The sequence below is a fragment of the Bacillus sp. 22475 genome (assembly GCF_052044835.1).
GTDB classification, from domain to species: domain Bacteria; phylum Bacillota; class Bacilli; order Bacillales; family Bacillaceae_G; genus Bacillus_A; species Bacillus_A cereus.
The window spans coordinates 204,985-221,733 of the sequence record NZ_JBQENW010000007.1 but is presented as its reverse complement, the minus strand read 5'-3'; the positions used below and the strand labels follow the sequence as shown (position 1 = coordinate 221,733).

Below are 16,749 nucleotides of genomic sequence, written 5' to 3'. Positions count from 1 at the left end.
TTCTTCTGAACTTATTATAAGATAATTGTTGGTTAACTAAAGGGGTGAAATGATGAAAAATACGTGGCGTGAGTTAAGGGAGATGGACCGTAACGTATGGATTCGATTTATTGGAGAGACGTTAAATGGAATTGCAATGATGATGTTAATGCCTTTTTTTGCATTATATTTAAAAGATAAGGTAGATTCGTTGTTGGAAGTTGGGGTTATTATGGCGCTTTCTCCAATTGCTGCAAGCTTTGGGTCACTTATAGGAGGGAGAATTGCTGACATATATGGAAGAAAGCCGATTATGATATTTTCTATGGCAAGTAATGCATTATTAATGCTCGGTTTTCTATTTATAGAAGGATTTATTCCATATGCAATTTTATCTATTTTTTTAGGATTGAGTAATTCTTTATTTCATCCAGCTGCATCAGCTATGGTCGCAGATGTAACGGCACCAGAAAAAAGAACAGAGGCATATGGTTTATTACGAATGGGACACAATATAGGTGCTGCGATTGGTCCGATAATGGGAGCATCAGTAGTTGTGTTGTCAAAGAATCTTGTGTTTATTATTGCCTCTTCTACAATGCTATTTTATGCGTTACTTGTATTACTTCTTATTCAAGAGACGATGCCAAAGAGGACAGATAAGGAAGAACATAAAGAAAAGGAATCTGGGGCAGTTTGGAAAATTGTAATGCGAGATAAGGCATTAATGATTTACTTATTAGCAGGTATTATCATTTCGATGGGTTTTTCTCAAACAGAAGGCATGTTGCCACTACATTTTGATAACGAAATGAAGCGTATTTTTGGAACGAATAATCCATATCCATATTTAATGGCGTTAAACGGACTATTAGTTGTTTTATTCCAATTTCAAATTTCAAAATGGGCTACGGATAAACCAGTCGGGAAGACGATGTTATATGGTGCATGTTTGTTCGGGATTGGATTATTTTTTATAGGGTGGTTACCGAAGTGGTTTGGAGAGTTTAATACAAATGCTACAGTTATTTTAATAACACTACTGTTCGTTTATGCTATATATACGTTAGGTGAGATGATTATGTCGCCTGTACAGATGACATTTGTAGCAAACTTGGCCCCTGAGCATTTGAGAGGGACTTATATGGGCGCTGCAAGTTTGCAGTGGATTACAGGAAGCGCATTTGGTCCACTTTTGGGAGGCTTTTTATTAGATCGATTACTTGGCCACTTTCTATTTACAATTTTAGCTGTAGGATGTGTAGTTGCAGGTATTGTATATATTTCTTTAGATCGCCTTGTTGAGCAAAGGCAAAAAGATACACTAACCAAACAATCTTCTTAGTAAATAGGTGACATACACAAAAAAGGGGATTTCTACATATTTTAGGTACATAACTAGATAGGATTACCATTTCATTTTAAAATTCACCTTTGTATAGTAGTGGAATAGAAAAAGTGTAGAAAACCAATAAGTGGTGTCATTTAATTATTTGTGGAAGTTACATTTTATTTCAAATAGGAACTACCTATTTTTATAAAAAGTGCTAAAATAGAAAAATGAAAACAATTGGTTAGGGTGATTTCAGTGACAAAAATTAAATTAGGTTTATTATATGGTGGAAAATCAGCTGAGCATCAAGTTTCGTTACAGACGGCTCTTGCTGCTATTAAAGCGTTAAATCAAGATAAATTCGAGATTCATCCAATTTATATTACAGAACAAGGTCAATGGGTACGTGGTGAGCGTATTGAAGGTGAAGTAACAGATGTTGAAGCTTTAAAAATGAGTGGTGCAGAAAATGCGATTTCTCCGTTATCATTAAGTACAGAGATTATTCCATCTGCAGCTTCTGAGGAAAACGCTATTGACGTTATTTTCCCATTACTACATGGACCAAACGGTGAAGATGGAACGGTTCAAGGATTATTAGAATTGATGAATATTCCTTATGTAGGAAATGGTGTTCTAGCATCATCTGCTGGTATGGATAAAGTTGTTATGAAAAACATCTTTGCAGAGGCTGGTTTAAAACAAGCAAAATATGCGTCTTTCATTCGCAGTGCATGGGAAAAAGATCGTCAGGAAGCTTATTCTAAAGTAGAAGATAAGTTAGGATATCCTTGTTTCGTAAAACCAGCAAACCTTGGTTCAAGTGTTGGTATTAATAAGTGTAAAAATCGTGAAGAACTTGAGAATGCATTTGTAGAGGCATTCCAATTTGATCGCAAAATTATTGTAGAAGAAAATATTGTAGGTCGTGAAGTAGAAGTTGGGGTACTAGGTAATGATGAGCCGAAATGTTCAGTTGTAGGTGAAATCGTTCCGAAAAAGGACTTCTATGATTATAAGTCGAAATATATCGATGGTGATACGGCGTTAATTATTCCAGCTGAAATGACAGAAGAAGAATCTGATGTGATTAAGCGTGATGCAATTATTGCGTTCCAATCATTAGATGGTGCAGGCTTAACACGAGCTGATTTCTTCTTAACGAAAGACGGAGAAGTGTATATTAACGAAGTAAACACTATGCCAGGATTTACACCGTTTAGTATGTTCCCTCTATTATGGCAACATACTGGGTTACCGTATCCAGAGTTAATCGAAGAGCTAATTCGTTTAGCGATTGAACGTCACGAAGAAAAACAAAAAATTAAATATACAATCTAACAAAAAAAGGAGGAAGCACTATTCGTAGGAATAGTGCTTCCTCTATGTAAGGAGCGTTTCTATATGATAAAGCGAATGTTAAAGCAAGTAGAACAGATGGTAAATGGTACTGGATTAGCAGAGCAATATGAGGGAACTATTATTCAAGGCGTGTCTATTGATACGAGAAAAATTGAAAAAGGAAACTTATATGTTCCGATTCAAGGGGAGCGTTTCGATGGACATGCTTTTGTAGATAAAGCAGTTGAAAATGGAGCTGTAGCTACATTATGGATGAAAGATGTAGCAAATCCACCCGAGAATCTTCCGGTTATTTTTGTAGAAGATACGCTATCTGCACTGCAAATGTTAGCGAAAAACTATCGCGATCAATTGGATGTTAAAGTTGTTGGTGTGACAGGTAGTAACGGTAAAACATCCACGAAAGATATTGTGACAAGTATTCTCGCGACTAAGTTTAAAGTTCAAAAAACAGAAGGGAATTTCAATAACCATATTGGGTTACCTCTCACTATTTTAAACTTAGAAGAAAATACAGAAGTAGCTGTATTAGAAATGGGTATGTCAAGCCGAGGAGAGATTGAATTTTTATCTAAGTTAGCTCGTCCTAATGCAGCTATCATTACGAATATTGGTGAGGCACATTTAATGGATTTAGGATCTCGTGAGGCAATTGCTGAAGCGAAATTAGAAATTGTTACAGGGTTACAAGAAGGTGGCGTGTTCGTATATAATGGAGATGAGCCTTTATTAACAAATCGTGTTCCTGAAATGAATTTAGCAGCGGAAACAGTTACGTTTGGTGATGCAAGAGCCAACGATTACTATCCAACGACTGTAACATTACAGGCAACTGGGACACATTTTAAAATGAATAGAGATGAAAATATTTCATTCTACCTACCGGTGTTAGGAAAACATAATGTGTACAATACACTTGCTTCAATGGCAATTGCGACACATTTTGGTGTGACGTGGGAAGAAATGAAACAAGGTTTAGTAACACTTCAAATGACGGGCATGCGTATGGAGATTGTAAAAACGGATAGTGGATTAACAATTATCAACGATGCTTATAATGCAAGTCCGACGGCTATGGAGGCAGCATTCCATTTAATGAATGGTTTAGATGGATTTACTAAAAAAATCGTTGTGCTCGGTGATATGTTAGAACTTGGAAATCAAGAAGTGCAGTTCCATTATGAGGTAGGTAAATTAATCGATCCAGCAAAAATCTCACATGTATTCACATACGGTAGATTAGGAGCTCAAATTGCTGAAGGAGCGAAAATTAATTTCCCTAATGAACGTGTAAAGGCGTATGATAATAAAGAAGAGTTAGTAAGAGATTTACAAGCAGTAGTCGATGCGAAAGATGTTGTATTAATAAAAGCATCTCGCGGTATGAAATTAGAAGAAGTAATTACGATGTTGAAATAATTGGTGTATATAAATAGGGATGATAGTCACGAAAATAGAAGAAACTTATAATAAGCGCTTACAGTAAATGATAAAAAAATAAAAGTAAAGAAAAAGGACCTGAATATAAAATAAGGTAACAGTTGGGTTTGCTTTTTACACATACAAAACTTATAATTGATAAAGTGTAATAACGTTTAGAAGTATTTTCGTGAAGAATATACGCCCGGTTATATACGTGAGCATTCAGGAAAAGGGCTTTTCCACAAATTCGGAAAACGCCTTTTTTTAAATGATAAGTATAGGATAGAAAAGGAGAAGTAACATTGACAACATTTCGAGAATTAGGATTAAGTGAGTCTTTACTGCAATCGGTTGAAAGTATGGGCTTTGAAGAGGCTACGCCGATTCAAGCTGAAACAATTCCACATGCATTGCAAGGTAAGGATATTATTGGGCAAGCGCAAACAGGTACAGGGAAAACAGCAGCATTCGGATTACCACTATTAGATAAAGTGGATACAAATAAAGAAGCAGTTCAAGGTATTGTTATCGCGCCAACGCGTGAATTAGCAATTCAAGTTGGAGAAGAGCTATACAAAATTGGTAAACATAAACGTGTTCGTATTCTACCAATTTATGGTGGTCAAGATATTAACCGCCAAATTCGTGCTCTAAAAAAACACCCACACATTATTGTTGGTACGCCGGGTCGTATTTTAGATCATATTAACCGTAAAACACTTCGCTTACAAAACGTAGAGACTGTTGTTCTTGATGAAGCGGATGAAATGTTAAACATGGGCTTCATTGAAGATATTGAAGCGATTTTAACAGATGTGCCAGAAACACATCAAACATTATTATTCTCAGCGACAATGCCAGATCCAATCCGTCGTATTGCTGAGCGTTTCATGACTGAGCCTCAACACATTAAAGTAAAAGCAAAAGAAGTAACAATGCCAAACATTCAGCAGTTCTATTTAGAAGTGCAAGAAAAGAAAAAGTTTGACGTGTTAACACGCTTACTAGATATTCAATCTCCAGAGCTTGCGATCGTATTCGGTCGTACAAAGCGTCGTGTTGATGAATTATCAGAAGCATTAAACTTACGTGGTTATGCAGCAGAAGGTATTCATGGTGACTTAACACAGGCGAAACGTATGTCTGTATTACGTAAATTTAAAGAAGGTGCTATTGAAGTTCTTGTTGCAACAGACGTTGCTGCACGTGGTCTTGATATTTCAGGCGTAACACACGTATACAACTTCGATATCCCGCAAGATCCAGAATCATACGTTCACCGTATCGGTCGTACTGGCCGTGCAGGTAAAAAAGGTATTGCAATGTTATTTGTAACACCACGTGAATCAGGACAATTAAAAAATATCGAGCGTACAACAAAACGTAAAGTTGATCGTATGGAAGCACCGACACTTGATGAGGCATTAGAAGGTCAACAACGTTTAATCGCTGAAAAACTTCAAAGCACAATCCAAAATGAGAACTTATCATACTACAAGCGTATTGCAGAAGAAATGTTAGAAGAGAATGACTCTGTAACAGTAGTAGCTGCTGCTTTAAAAATGATGACTAAAGAGCCGGATACAACTCCGATCGCTTTAACATCAGAACCACCAGTTGTTTCAAGAGGTGGCGGTTCTAAAAAACGTGGCGGTAACGGAGGCGGATACCGTGATGGTAACCGTAATCGTAGTCGTGACGGACGTGGCGGTGGCGATGGTCGTAACCGTGATGGACGTAATCGTGACGGAAACCGTGATCGCAATCGTGATGGAAACCGTGATCGTAATCGTGATGGTGGTAGTCGTGGTCGTAGAGGTGAAGGTCAAGGTCGCCCAGGATCTTCAAATGGACGCGGCGAAAGAAAACATCATAGCCGTCCACAAGCTTAATAAAAAAGAGAATGCCCTTTGTTGGCATTCTCTTTTTTTATTTCTGTAATTGTGCATACTACATAGTAGTTATGATAGAAAAGGGGCTGTTATATGCTTGTAAGGCTTGGTTACGTTGCGATGAGTGTGCATTTGAAGAATGCATCCCCATCTCAAACGATGACGTACGCACAGTTTCAGAAAATAGATGATCGTGATGCTGCAATTCGTAAACTTGAAAGAATTGCTAATTCCAATTTGGAAAATTGTTTACGTTTATTAAAGCATAATAAGGGACATGACATATCTTTCTTTCGGCTTAGTTCTAAGCTCATTCCTTTAGCGAATCATGAGGAATTGCTAGAGTGGAACTATATTCGTCCTTTAAAAGAAAAATTGAAAGAATTAGGTGAATATGCAATTCATATGAATATGCGAATTGATTTCCATCCAGATCATTTTGTTGTACTAAATTCACCTGAGGAGAGTGTTTTTAAACAATCTGTAAAGACATTGCAGATGCACAAAAAATTATTAAAAGGCATGGGGATTGAACATAAGCAACGATGTGTACTACATGTTGGAGGAGGGTATAAAGATAAAGAACTTGCATTAGAGCGTTTTATAGAGAATTGGTCTAATGTCCCAAGGGGTATTCAAGAAATGATTATATTAGAAAATGATGATACAACTTTTACGTTAGAGGAAACATTATATTTAGGAGAAAAACTAGATATTCCCGTCGTGTTTGATTTGCATCACCATATGATGAATAATGAGCAAGAAGATTGGTATGAAGATTGGGCACGTGTTGTTCATACGTGGGAAACATCTTTGTTGCCAGTTAAAATGCATATCTCTAGCCCTAGAGAGGGGAAAGATCCAAGAGCTCATGCTGATTATATTAATGTAGACGCATTTTTATCTTTTTTAAGAAGGATAAAGGGAAGTGTTCCGCAAATTGATTGTATGATTGAGGCGAAGATGAAGGATGAGTCTTTATTTCAATTAATGAGGGATTTAAGCGAACAGGTAGATGTAGAAATTATCGATGGTGCAAGCTTTTATATTAAATAAGCTTTGCACCATCGTTTTTTTTTGTTAAAAAAGGAGTTAAAATGCCGCCGGTTATTAAACCTGTTAAATGACTGATCGGATTGGCGGAAGGATTAAAGAAAGTAAATAGCAGTAATAGAAGTATCATAATTGAGAAAATGGCAATTTCTTTTGGTTTTGAAGAGCGGTATCGATTGTACAATAAAAATAATTGTGCGCCTAATAGTCCGAAAATACCACCTGATGCACCTGCGTGAATATATTCAGGAGGCATAATAATATAAGAAGAAATATTTCCAGAAATTCCAGAAAGAAAAAATAGAATAAAAAAAGAAAAGTGTCCGAGTTGCTTTTCGATAGAAGAACCAAGTGCAAACAAAAAAATACTATTAGAAAGAAAATGTTGTAAGTCTACGTGTACCAGAAGGGAAGTTATGATACGCCACCATTCTCCTTTAGCGATATATTCATTAGAGGCTGCCAGTGGGAAGAGGAAAAAGTCGCCTAATATCATCATGACTAAGTGAATAAAAAGTAAGGTGAGAATAGTCGGTTGTAAAGAAATCTGATTAGATCTTATTAGCATACGGTTACTATCACCCCTTTTGCATCAGAAAGATTCTCTGTTATTCTTATCAATATGAAAGAAGAAAGTTAAATAGAAGAAGGGGATTTTGAAATGATTATAGGGATTGGAATCGATATTATTGAATTAAATCGTATTGAAAAAATGCTAGATGGAAAGCTTAAATTTATGGAACGTATTTTAACAGAAAATGAACGTAATGTTGCTATGGAGCTGAAAGGAAGTCGTCTTACAGAGTTTGTAGCTGGAAGGTTTGCAGCGAAAGAGGCGTATTCAAAAGCTGTAGGTACTGGTATCGGGAAAGAAGTGAGCTTTTTAGATATTGAAGTGAAAAATGATGAAAGAGGTAAGCCGATTCTGATTACAAGTACAGAGTATATTGTTCATTTATCAATTAGTCATAGTAAGGCATTTGCTGTTGCTCAAGTTGTTTTAGAAAGCTCGTCACGCTAGTCTGCATATTTTATATCTTTGTCTCATATATTTGAGGTAGCGATAAGGAAGGTACATCTTCCATTCATTTATAGGGGCAAAGGGGCTGAAGTGATGAAAAGGCGTCTGTTTTTAGTTCTTGTCGGTTTGTTGACCGTTTTTGTGTTGGCGGGTTGTGTGGAAAAGAAACAAGATGATGTCGTGAGAGATTTAGAAGCGAAAGTAAAAGGGATGAAAAGTTATCAAGCTGAAGCGAAATTATCTATTAAAACAGGAAATGAGCCTCAGGAGTATAATGTAGAGATTTGGCATAAGGAGCCGTCTTTTTATCGTGTGAATTTAAAGAATGCAAAAAAAGATCAGAGCCAAATCATTTTAAGAAATGAAGAAGGTGTATTTGTATTAACGCCAGCACTTAATAAGAGCTTCCGTTTTCAAAGTGATTGGCCGCAAAATAGCAGCCAGGCTTATTTATATGAATCACTTGTAAGAGATATTTTACAGGATAAGAAAAATCTTACTTTCGAGAAAACAGATAAGTATTATATTTTTAAAACAAAAACAAACTATCAACATCAAAATATGTTGCCGAAACAAGAGATTACGCTGAAGAAGAGCGATTTGGCTCCAGTTTCAGTGAAGTTAATGGATAATGATCAAAATGTTCTTGTAAAAGTAGATTTCTCTAAGGTGAAATTCGATGCGAAATTTGATAAAGGTGCATTTGATACGAAACAAAATATGTCTAGAGCGCAGGTAGATGTTCAAACAACAGCGAAAGAAGACAAACCGTTTGCTATTTTGTATCCACTTGATACACCACAAGGTATGACTCTGCAAGATGAAAAAGAGTTGAAGACAGACAGTGGCAAGCGTGCGATACTCACATACACTGGAAATAAGAAATCCTTTACTTTAATACAAGAAAAGGCAAAAGTTGCAGAGGCTTCATCAGCGGTAAGTGTAAGTGGAGAACCCGTTGATCTTGGGTTTACGATTGGTGCATTGACGAAAGACTCTGTAACGTGGTCGCATAACGGAGTAGAATATATGCTCGTGTCTAAAGGTTTAGAGCCGAAGGAGCTACTAATGGTTGCTCGTTCAGTTACAGCGAAGCAGGTGAAGTAAACTTCTTAGACGTGGTGATATATGTGCACCACGTCTTTTCTTAGTTTGAAGGTGGATTTCATAAAAGAAGCATATAAAAGAATAAGCTTCGCATATCGTGTATAAGGAAGTGTATTTATGGAAGAAGCACCATTTTACCGTGACACTTGGGTGGAAGTGGATTTAGATGCCATTTATAACAATGTTACGCATATTAAAGAGTTCATCCCAAGTGATGTAGAGATTTTTGCTGTAGTTAAAGCAAATGCATATGGGCACGATTATGTACCGGTGGCTAAAACGGCATTAGAAGCGGGTGCAACAAGGTTAGCAGTTGCTTTTTTAGATGAAGCTTTAGTGCTTCGGAGGGCTGGTATTACTGTGCCGATTTTAGTGTTAGGTCCCTCGCCGCCGCGTGATGTAAATGTAGCTGCTGAAAATGATGTAGCGCTAACTGTTTTTCAAAAAGAATGGGTGGACGAAGCAATTAAACTTTGGGATGGTTCATCTGTAATGAAATTCCATATTAACTTTGATAGTGGTATGGGGAGAATTGGAATACGTGAAAGAAAAGAACTGAAAGCATTTTTAAAGAGTTTAGAAGGTGCACCGTTTTTAGAGTTAGAAGGAGTATACACGCATTTTGCAACGGCAGATGAGGTTGAGACTTCGTATTTTGATAAGCAATATAATACGTTCTTAGAGCAGTTAAGTTGGTTGAAAGAATTCGGAGTGGATCCTAAGTTTGTCCATACAGCTAATAGTGCTGCCACGTTACGTTTTCAAGGGATTACATTTAATGCAGTGCGAATTGGGATTGCAATGTATGGATTATCTCCTTCTGTAGAAATACGTCCTTTTTTACCATTTGAATTAGAACCGGCGCTATCACTGCATACGAAAGTAGCTCATATTAAACAGGTGATTAAAGGTGATGGAATTAGTTATAACGTCACTTACCGAACGAAAACTGAAGAATGGATTGCAACTGTAGCGATTGGCTATGCAGATGGGTGGCTTAGAAGATTACAAGGATTTGAAGTGCTTATAAATGGTAAAAGGGTACCAATTGTAGGGCGAGTAACAATGGATCAGTTCATGATTCATCTTCCTTGTGAAGTGCCGCTTGGTACGAAAGTTACGCTTATTGGAAGGCAGGGAGATGAGTATATTAGCGCTACAGAGGTTGCGGAATATTCAGGGACTATTAATTATGAAATTATTGCAACGATCAGTTTCCGTGTGCCAAGAATATTTATACGGAATGGTAAGGTTGTAGAGATAATTAATTACTTGAACAATATATAGAAGGTAGTATGATTGCTTCTTGTCATGGGAGTGACTGTTCATTGCTGGATAATAGGCTCTTTTTGATGAGAAGCTTTTTACTTATAATCATTTTTTATATAAGTTACACGTAAGTTTTGAAGAGGAGTTCTATTGTTTTTAGTTAGTTATGAGATAAAAAATTTAAGAAGATGAATGTTTTGTTTATGAATTGGAAAACATAAGCAAGGAATAAGGAAGTCTTTGCAACAGGCTCCATACAATGGTATTATTACAATAGGTGTCATATATATATTTGGGTGTGTAGTTGACGGTGGAGGTGTATTTTTGTGTCCGAATCAAGTGTAACTACTGAAATCGTGGTTCGGTTGCCAAAGCAAATGGTAACGGAATTGGACGGAATTGGAAAACAAGAGAATAAGAATCGCCATGAACTAATTTGCCAGGCAACACAATTGTTATTGCGTCAACATAAGACGAAGAAACGCTACCAACATGAATCAATGCGACGTGGGTATATTGAAATGGGAAAAATTAATCTTGGTATTGCATCTGAAGCTTTCTTAGCGGAGTATGAAGCAGCTCATACAGTAGAACGCTTAGTTAGCGGGGGGTAATATTTTGATTGTAAAACGCGGCGACGTGTATTTTGCAGACCTTTCCCCAGTTGTTGGTTCTGAGCAAGGAGGCGTTCGTCCGGTTCTTGTCATTCAAAATGACATCGGAAATCGTTTTAGTCCAACGGTGATTGTAGCGGCTATTACTGCACAGATTCAAAAAGCGAAATTACCCACTCATGTGGAAATTGATGCGAAAAAGTATGGTTTTGAGAGAGATTCTGTTATTTTACTTGAGCAGATTCGAACAATCGATAAGCAACGCTTAACGGACAAAATCACTCATTTAGATGAAGTGATGATGAGTCGTGTAGATGAAGCGTTACAAATTAGTTTAGGACTAATAGATTTTTAAATCGGCAGTTTAAGTTGCTCTCTTTGAAGGGCAACTTTTTTTATTATAGAGGAGGTTACGGTTGTATATGGAAATGGTAGATAATCGACAAGCGTTAATGAAAATGTTAGTGAAAGAATTAGGCTTTAGCGAAAAGCAAGTTCGTCATGTTATTCAATTAACAGAAGAAGGTAACACAGTTCCATTTATTGCTCGTTACCGAAAAGAATGGACAGGCTCTTTAGATGAGGTGCAAATTCGTGCGATTTTAGAGAGATGGCAATATATGATGCAACTTGAAGATAGGAAGGAAGAAGTTATTCGTCTTATTGATGAGAAGGGAAAACTGACAGGAGAGCTGAGACAGCAAATTGTTAAAGCTACAAAGTTGCAGGAAGTAGAAGATTTGTATCGTCCATATAAAGAGAAAAGAAGAACGAAAGCAACGATTGCAAAAGAAAAAGGGTTAGAACCGTTAGCTGAATGGTTGTTGTTATATAAGAAAGAAGATCCGGCTAAAAAGGCAGTGGAATTTATTAATGCAGAGAAAGAAGTGCAATCTGCAGAAGAAGCTTTACAAGGTGCACAAGACATTATTGCAGAAATGATTTCTGATGAAGCTACGTATCGTAGTTGGATTCGAAATATTACTTTTAGAAAAGGTATTATGTCTTCGTCTGTAAAAGGTGAAGAAAAAGATGAAAAGAATATATATGAAATGTATTACAGTTATGAAGAACCATTGCAAAAAGTAGTACCACATCGTGTATTAGCAATGAATCGCGGTGAGAAAGAAGATATATTGAGAGTTTCTGTTGTCCCACCAGTAGATGAGATATTAAATTTCTTATATAAGAAAGTAATTCGTGATAACGATTCTAAAAGTGCGTATTATGTACAATTAGCGATTGAAGATGGTTATAAACGATTAATTCAATCTTCAATCGAAAGAGAAATTCGTAAAGAATTAACAGAAACAGCTGAAGAACAAGCGATACATATTTTCTCTGAGAACTTACGTAACTTATTATTACAACCTCCGATGAAAGGGAAAGTCGTGCTAGCGGTAGACCCGGCATATAGAACTGGTTGTAAATTATCTGTAGTAGATGATACGGGGAAAGTACTACATATTGATGTTATTTATCCGCATCCGCCTGTTCGTAAATATGATGACGCAAAAACGAAAGTTCTTTCTATTATAGATAAATATCAAGTTGAAATGATTGCAATTGGTAATGGGACAGCATCTAGAGAAACAGAGGAATTTATAGTAGATGTATTACAAAGTGTGAAACAGGAAGTCTTTTATATTATTGTAAATGAAGCGGGTGCTAGTGTATATTCAGCTTCTGATTTAGCTCGTGAAGAATTCCCAAATTTACAAGTTGAAGAGAGAAGTGCCGTTTCTATTGGAAGACGTCTGCAAGATCCACTGGCTGAACTTGTGAAAATTGATCCTAAATCAGTTGGGGTTGGACAATACCAACATGATGTATCTCAAAAGAGATTGAATGAGTCATTAACATTTGTAGTAGAGACAGCTGTTAACCAAGTTGGGGTTAATGTAAATACGGCTTCGGTTGCATTGTTACAATATGTTTCAGGTTTATCGAAAACTGTTGCGAAAAATATTGTGGCAAAGAGAGAAGAGGATGGGAAATTCACAAAGCGCACGGAATTAAAGAAAATCCCGCGTTTAGGTGCAAAGACGTACGAACAATGTATAGGTTTCTTGCGTATATTAGAAGGAGCAAATCCATTAGATCGGACAGGTATTCATCCCGAACAATATAAAAATGTTGAATTGTTATTGAAGAGTTTAGGGTTATCGATAGATGACGTAGGACAACCGCAATTACAAAAGAGATTGGAAGAAGTAGAGATTTCTAAGTTGTCTCAAGAAACGGGAGTTGGGGAGCCGACGTTAGTTGATATTATAGATGCACTCATTAGTCCAGAACGAGATATGAGGGATGAGTTGCCTAAACCACTTCTGAAAAAAGGGATTTTGAAATTAGAAGATTTAAAACGTGGTATGGAACTAGAAGGAACAGTGCGTAACGTTGTTGATTTTGGTGCTTTTGTTGATGTAGGCGTAAAGCAAGATGGTTTAGTGCATATTTCTAAGCTTAGTAAACAGTTTGTAAAGCATCCGTTAGATGTTGTATCAGTAGGACAAATTGTAAAAGTATGGGTAGATGATATTGATACAAAAAAAGGACGCGTTGCACTATCTATGTTGCCGATTGAATAGTAAGAGAAGAGAGCAGATGAAACTGCTCTTTTTTTTATAGAATAAAAAGTGTAATGGATTATGAGTTTTGATGTATTTTGCTATAATAAAACCAGCATTCATTTAGCAATTTAATTTGATACCGGTTTTTTTCGAAATATGCACGTTGCATCTGTTTTTTTAGCCACGTAGGCATAGGAATCCCTCCTTGTTTAATCCTACTCTCAAAAATCTAAAGTGCTATTGATGAGAGGTTGGTGAGTGGATTTCTATTCATGTTGTGTTTTTAGAAACCACGCGTCTTGAATGAGGATGGGTATATGTACTATTTAATATATGTATAAGAAGCGTGAAAAGTGTAAAAATATTTTTTTGTTTAGGAGGAATGAGAGTGGACGAGGAAGAAATTCAACGGCTAGTGGAAGAAGTATCGCTACAATACTTCGGAATGCCGTTTTTACATAAAGCAACGTTTAATAGTAGGCTGCGTACAACTGGTGGGCGTTATCTGTTGAAGAGTCACAATATTGAACTGAATTGTCGATATTACGAAATGTATGGTAAGGAGGAGTTAATCGGAATCATCAAACATGAACTGTGTCATTATCACTTGCATATTACAGGAAGAGGGTATAAGCACAGGGACAGAGATTTCCGTGAGTTGTTAAAGAAAGTTAATGCACCTCGTTTTTGTAAACGAATGATTAATGAAGAGAAAGAAAAAAAGATTTATAAGTATGAATGTATGGAGTGTTTACTTCAATATGTAAGAAGGCGTCAAATAAATACAAAAAAATATGTCTGCGGAAAGTGTAAAGGGAAACTTAAACCGATATCGAAAACATCTTGACAGTAAAAACGCAATCCAGTATATTATAAACATGTCACGTTTGAACAAGATGTTGTTAAAAACTTCTTGACTTACAGAAAGAATTTTTATAAGATACAAATTGTCTTCATTATTCCGCAGTAGCTCAGTGGTAGAGCTATCGGCTGTTAACCGATCGGTCGTAGGTTCGAGTCCTACCTGCGGAGCCATACAGAGAAGTACCCAAGTGGCTCAAGGGGCTCCCCTGCTAAGGGAGTAGATCGCTAACGCGGTGCGAGGGTTCGAATCCCTTCTTCTCTGCCATACATATTGGCCCGTTGGTCAAGTGGTTAAGACACCGCCCTTTCACGGCGGTAACACGGGTTCGAATCCCGTACGGGTCACCACTTCGGAGGATTAGCTCAGCTGGGAGAGCACCTGCCTTACAAGCAGGGGGTCGGCGGTTCGATCCCGTCATCCTCCACCATATGAATTTTATATGAATAGTATTATCGCGGGGTGGAGCAGTACGGTAGCTCGTCGGGCTCATAACCCGAAGGTCGCAGGTTCAAATCCTGTCCCCGCAACCAAATGGTCCCGTGGTGTAGTGGTTAACATGCCTGCCTGTCACGCAGGAGATCGCCGGTTCGACCCCGGTCGGGACCGCCATTTTAATAAGGCTCGGTAGCTCAGTCGGTAGAGCAGAGGACTGAAAATCCTCGTGTCGGCGGTTCGATTCCGTCCCGAGCCACCATTTATTTTAATAAAATACGCCGGCTTAGCTCAATTGGTAGAGCAACTGACTTGTAATCAGTAGGTTGGGGGTTCAAGTCCTCTAGCCGGCACCATGTAAGTTTCGGAGGGGTAGCGAAGTGGCTAAACGCGGCGGACTGTAAATCCGCTCCTTCGGGTTCGGCAGTTCGAATCTGCCCCCCTCCACCATTTACATAGGGGCATAGTTTAAAGGTAGAACTGAGGTCTCCAAAACCTCCAGTGTGGGTTCGATTCCTACTGCCCCTGCCAAATATATTTACACAACATGGCGGTTGTGGCGAAGTGGTTAACGCACCGGATTGTGGCTCCGGCATTCGTGGGTTCGATTCCCATCAGTCGCCCCATTTTTATTTTAAAAATTACAAATAATTTAATTGATACTTACATATAATTAAGTAAGAATTCGATGGGCTATAGCCAAGCGGTAAGGCAACGGACTTTGACTCCGTCATGCGCTGGTTCGAATCCAGCTAGCCCAGCCATTTTTGCGGAAGTAGTTCAGTGGTAGAATACAACCTTGCCAAGGTTGGGGTCGCGGGTTCGAATCCCGTCTTCCGCTCCAATAAAATTTAATATGGCGGCATAGCCAAGTGGTAAGGCAGAGGTCTGCAAAACCTTTATCACCGGTTCAAATCCGGTTGCCGCCTTTTCTTTTATGCCGATGTGGCGGAATTGGCAGACGCGCACGACTCAAAATCGTGTTCCTTCGGGAGTGTCGGTTCGACCCCGACCATCGGTATCATGAACGTCGTAAAAAAACTCTATACAATTAGTATAGAGTTTTTTTGTGTTTTCTTTTCATTACATGACAAAATAAGCACAAAAAGTGTACGGTGAGTAAACTGCGAAACATTAAAAGGATAAAAATAAACATTCAATTTTATCCTTTTAATTGCGTTATTCTACAATATTCCCTTCGAGCACTCTAGAGAGAATTTCTCCACCCCGGTGACATGAAGTTAAATCCGACACCACCAGTAGATATTAATACATTATCAACGGTTAAGTTTGTAATTTCTAAAAACTTCTTTTTAAACTCTTCTCTGTTGTACTTATAAATAGTTGAGTGGCACGCCCACATTTGCGTTGAAGTACTTAACCAGTCCCCTAATTCCTTCAATTCAGGAAACGCCTCAAATTGGATTGGTTCATCTAATTTCATGAATCTTACTTGATAGATAGTTGGGTTTAACTTCTCTCCTATTCCTTTAAAAGCATGTGATTTTTTCTCTTTTGAATGTGTCATAATAATTCTCCCCCATTCTTACTTCAAAATTTTTCCTATTTTAATTATACAGCAATAGAAAGTAATTATGGGAATATTATGGAAATCGGTATCGGCAATATAAAAAGACTCTAACAGAAATGTTAGAGTCTTTTTTGTTAAATTATATTATGTGATGCTAAAATTCGTAATAAACTTAGGAATTCATGTATAATATAACTTGTCGAAAGAACAAAATGATAGTGATTTATATTATGTTTGTAATATGAATCAAAAATGAACTTTTTATATTTCTTTTAAAAATGTGTTGAACACACATT

15 protein-coding genes and 15 tRNA genes are annotated in these 16,749 nt (G+C 37.4%); 27 read left to right on the top strand and 3 right to left on the bottom strand.

Features of this window, described 5'->3' with window-relative positions:
* The first annotated feature begins 52 nt into the window (after nt 1-52).
* The 5 genes from ACTJJY_RS14250 to uvsE all read left to right on the top strand — a co-directional run bounded on the left by ACTJJY_RS14250 (nt 53) and on the right by uvsE (nt 7,044).
* Nucleotides 53-1,324 (top strand): MDR family MFS transporter, encoded by a 1,272-nt coding sequence (locus tag ACTJJY_RS14250; protein ID WP_043315020.1) that lies wholly within the window; start codon nt 53-55, stop codon nt 1,322-1,324.
* Between the two features lie 243 nt (nt 1,325-1,567).
* Nucleotides 1,568-2,653, top strand: a complete 1,086-nt coding sequence (locus ACTJJY_RS14245) for a D-alanine--D-alanine ligase (protein WP_071731892.1) — start codon at nt 1,568-1,570, stop codon at nt 2,651-2,653.
* A 63-nt stretch (nt 2,654-2,716) separates the two neighbouring features.
* Nucleotides 2,717-4,093, top strand: coding sequence for a UDP-N-acetylmuramoyl-tripeptide--D-alanyl-D-alanine ligase (gene murF / locus ACTJJY_RS14240; RefSeq protein WP_000595969.1), 1,377 nt, complete (start codon nt 2,717-2,719; stop codon nt 4,091-4,093).
* 305 nt (nt 4,094-4,398) lie between these two features.
* Complete coding sequence (locus ACTJJY_RS14235) at nt 4,399-5,988, top strand: DEAD/DEAH box helicase (protein WP_000206602.1); 1,590 nt, start codon at nt 4,399-4,401, stop codon at nt 5,986-5,988.
* Nucleotides 5,989-6,081: 93 nt separating this feature from the next.
* Nucleotides 6,082-7,044 (top strand): UV DNA damage repair endonuclease UvsE, encoded by a 963-nt coding sequence (uvsE, locus tag ACTJJY_RS14230; protein WP_000961146.1) that lies wholly within the window; start codon nt 6,082-6,084, stop codon nt 7,042-7,044.
* On the opposite strand, the gene ACTJJY_RS14225 is transcribed toward uvsE, so the two are convergent.
* The gene (locus ACTJJY_RS14225; RefSeq protein WP_440605771.1) at nt 7,037-7,609 is read right to left on the bottom strand and encodes a rhomboid family intramembrane serine protease; all 573 of its coding nucleotides are present in this window, start codon (nt 7,607-7,609) and stop codon (nt 7,037-7,039) included. The two genes, uvsE and ACTJJY_RS14225, sit on opposite strands and share 8 nt — an antisense overlap.
* Nucleotides 7,610-7,702: 93 nt before the next feature.
* Here ACTJJY_RS14225 and acpS point away from each other — a divergent pair, with 93 nt between their 5' ends.
* From acpS to ACTJJY_RS14195, 6 genes are all read left to right on the top strand, one after another.
* Nucleotides 7,703-8,062 carry a holo-ACP synthase gene (acpS, locus tag ACTJJY_RS14220; protein WP_440605770.1) on the top strand — a complete coding sequence of 120 codons (360 nt, stop codon included), beginning with the start codon at nt 7,703-7,705 and terminating at the stop codon, nt 8,060-8,062.
* 156 nt (nt 8,063-8,218) lie between these two features.
* A complete protein-coding gene (locus ACTJJY_RS14215; RefSeq protein ID WP_440605810.1) occupies nt 8,219-9,169 on the top strand; it encodes a LolA family protein in 951 nt (316 codons plus the stop codon).
* A 117-nt stretch (nt 9,170-9,286) separates the two neighbouring features.
* Complete coding sequence (gene alr / locus ACTJJY_RS14210) at nt 9,287-10,456, top strand: alanine racemase (protein ID WP_000390593.1); 1,170 nt, start codon at nt 9,287-9,289, stop codon at nt 10,454-10,456.
* A gap of 308 nt (nt 10,457-10,764) precedes the next feature.
* A complete protein-coding gene (locus tag ACTJJY_RS14205) occupies nt 10,765-11,052 on the top strand; it encodes an antitoxin EndoAI (RefSeq protein ID WP_000004570.1) in 288 nt (95 codons plus the stop codon).
* A 4-nt stretch (nt 11,053-11,056) separates the two neighbouring features.
* Nucleotides 11,057-11,407 (top strand): type II toxin-antitoxin system endoribonuclease NdoA, encoded by a 351-nt coding sequence (gene ndoA, locus ACTJJY_RS14200; RefSeq protein WP_000635965.1) that lies wholly within the window; start codon nt 11,057-11,059, stop codon nt 11,405-11,407.
* Nucleotides 11,408-11,474: 67 nt separating this feature from the next.
* A complete protein-coding gene (locus tag ACTJJY_RS14195; protein WP_440605769.1) occupies nt 11,475-13,643 on the top strand; it encodes a Tex family protein in 2,169 nt (722 codons plus the stop codon).
* Nucleotides 13,644-13,701: 58 nt separating this feature from the next.
* Here ACTJJY_RS14195 and cmpA read toward each other — a convergent pair whose 3' ends face one another.
* Nucleotides 13,702-13,818, bottom strand: coding sequence for a cortex morphogenetic protein CmpA (gene cmpA / locus ACTJJY_RS14190; protein WP_001143640.1), 117 nt, complete (start codon nt 13,816-13,818; stop codon nt 13,702-13,704).
* A gap of 195 nt (nt 13,819-14,013) precedes the next feature.
* On the opposite strand from cmpA, the gene ACTJJY_RS14185 reads away from it, so the two are divergent.
* From ACTJJY_RS14185 to ACTJJY_RS14110, 16 genes are all read left to right on the top strand, one after another.
* Complete coding sequence (locus ACTJJY_RS14185) at nt 14,014-14,472, top strand: SprT family protein (RefSeq protein WP_440605768.1); 459 nt, start codon at nt 14,014-14,016, stop codon at nt 14,470-14,472.
* 113 nt (nt 14,473-14,585) lie between these two features.
* Nucleotides 14,586-14,660 (top strand) — tRNA-Asn (locus ACTJJY_RS14180).
* Between the two features lie 3 nt (nt 14,661-14,663).
* A tRNA-Ser gene (locus ACTJJY_RS14175) sits at nt 14,664-14,754 on the top strand.
* A gap of 8 nt (nt 14,755-14,762) precedes the next feature.
* Nucleotides 14,763-14,837, top strand: a tRNA-Glu gene (locus ACTJJY_RS14170).
* A 4-nt stretch (nt 14,838-14,841) separates the two neighbouring features.
* Nucleotides 14,842-14,917: transfer RNA gene (locus ACTJJY_RS14165), tRNA-Val, on the top strand.
* 26 nt (nt 14,918-14,943) lie between these two features.
* Nucleotides 14,944-15,020: transfer RNA gene (locus ACTJJY_RS14160), tRNA-Met, on the top strand.
* A gap of 3 nt (nt 15,021-15,023) precedes the next feature.
* Nucleotides 15,024-15,099 (top strand) — tRNA-Asp (locus ACTJJY_RS14155).
* 9 nt (nt 15,100-15,108) lie between these two features.
* Nucleotides 15,109-15,184 (top strand) — tRNA-Phe (locus ACTJJY_RS14150).
* 18 nt (nt 15,185-15,202) lie between these two features.
* Nucleotides 15,203-15,278, top strand: a tRNA-Thr gene (locus tag ACTJJY_RS14145).
* Between the two features lie 10 nt (nt 15,279-15,288).
* Nucleotides 15,289-15,372 (top strand) — tRNA-Tyr (locus tag ACTJJY_RS14140).
* 7 nt (nt 15,373-15,379) lie between these two features.
* Nucleotides 15,380-15,453 (top strand) — tRNA-Trp (locus ACTJJY_RS14135).
* Between the two features lie 19 nt (nt 15,454-15,472).
* Nucleotides 15,473-15,548 (top strand) — tRNA-His (locus ACTJJY_RS14130).
* A 63-nt stretch (nt 15,549-15,611) separates the two neighbouring features.
* Nucleotides 15,612-15,686, top strand: a tRNA-Gln gene (locus ACTJJY_RS14125).
* A 5-nt stretch (nt 15,687-15,691) separates the two neighbouring features.
* Nucleotides 15,692-15,766, top strand: a tRNA-Gly gene (locus tag ACTJJY_RS14120).
* 14 nt (nt 15,767-15,780) lie between these two features.
* A tRNA-Cys gene (locus ACTJJY_RS14115) sits at nt 15,781-15,851 on the top strand.
* A 10-nt stretch (nt 15,852-15,861) separates the two neighbouring features.
* Nucleotides 15,862-15,943, top strand: a tRNA-Leu gene (locus tag ACTJJY_RS14110).
* Nucleotides 15,944-16,129: 186 nt separating this feature from the next.
* Here the strand turns inward: ACTJJY_RS14110 and ACTJJY_RS14105 are convergent.
* Complete coding sequence (locus ACTJJY_RS14105) at nt 16,130-16,450, bottom strand: DUF3884 family protein (RefSeq protein WP_106823268.1); 321 nt, start codon at nt 16,448-16,450, stop codon at nt 16,130-16,132.
* Between the last annotated feature and the right edge of the window lie 299 nt (nt 16,451-16,749).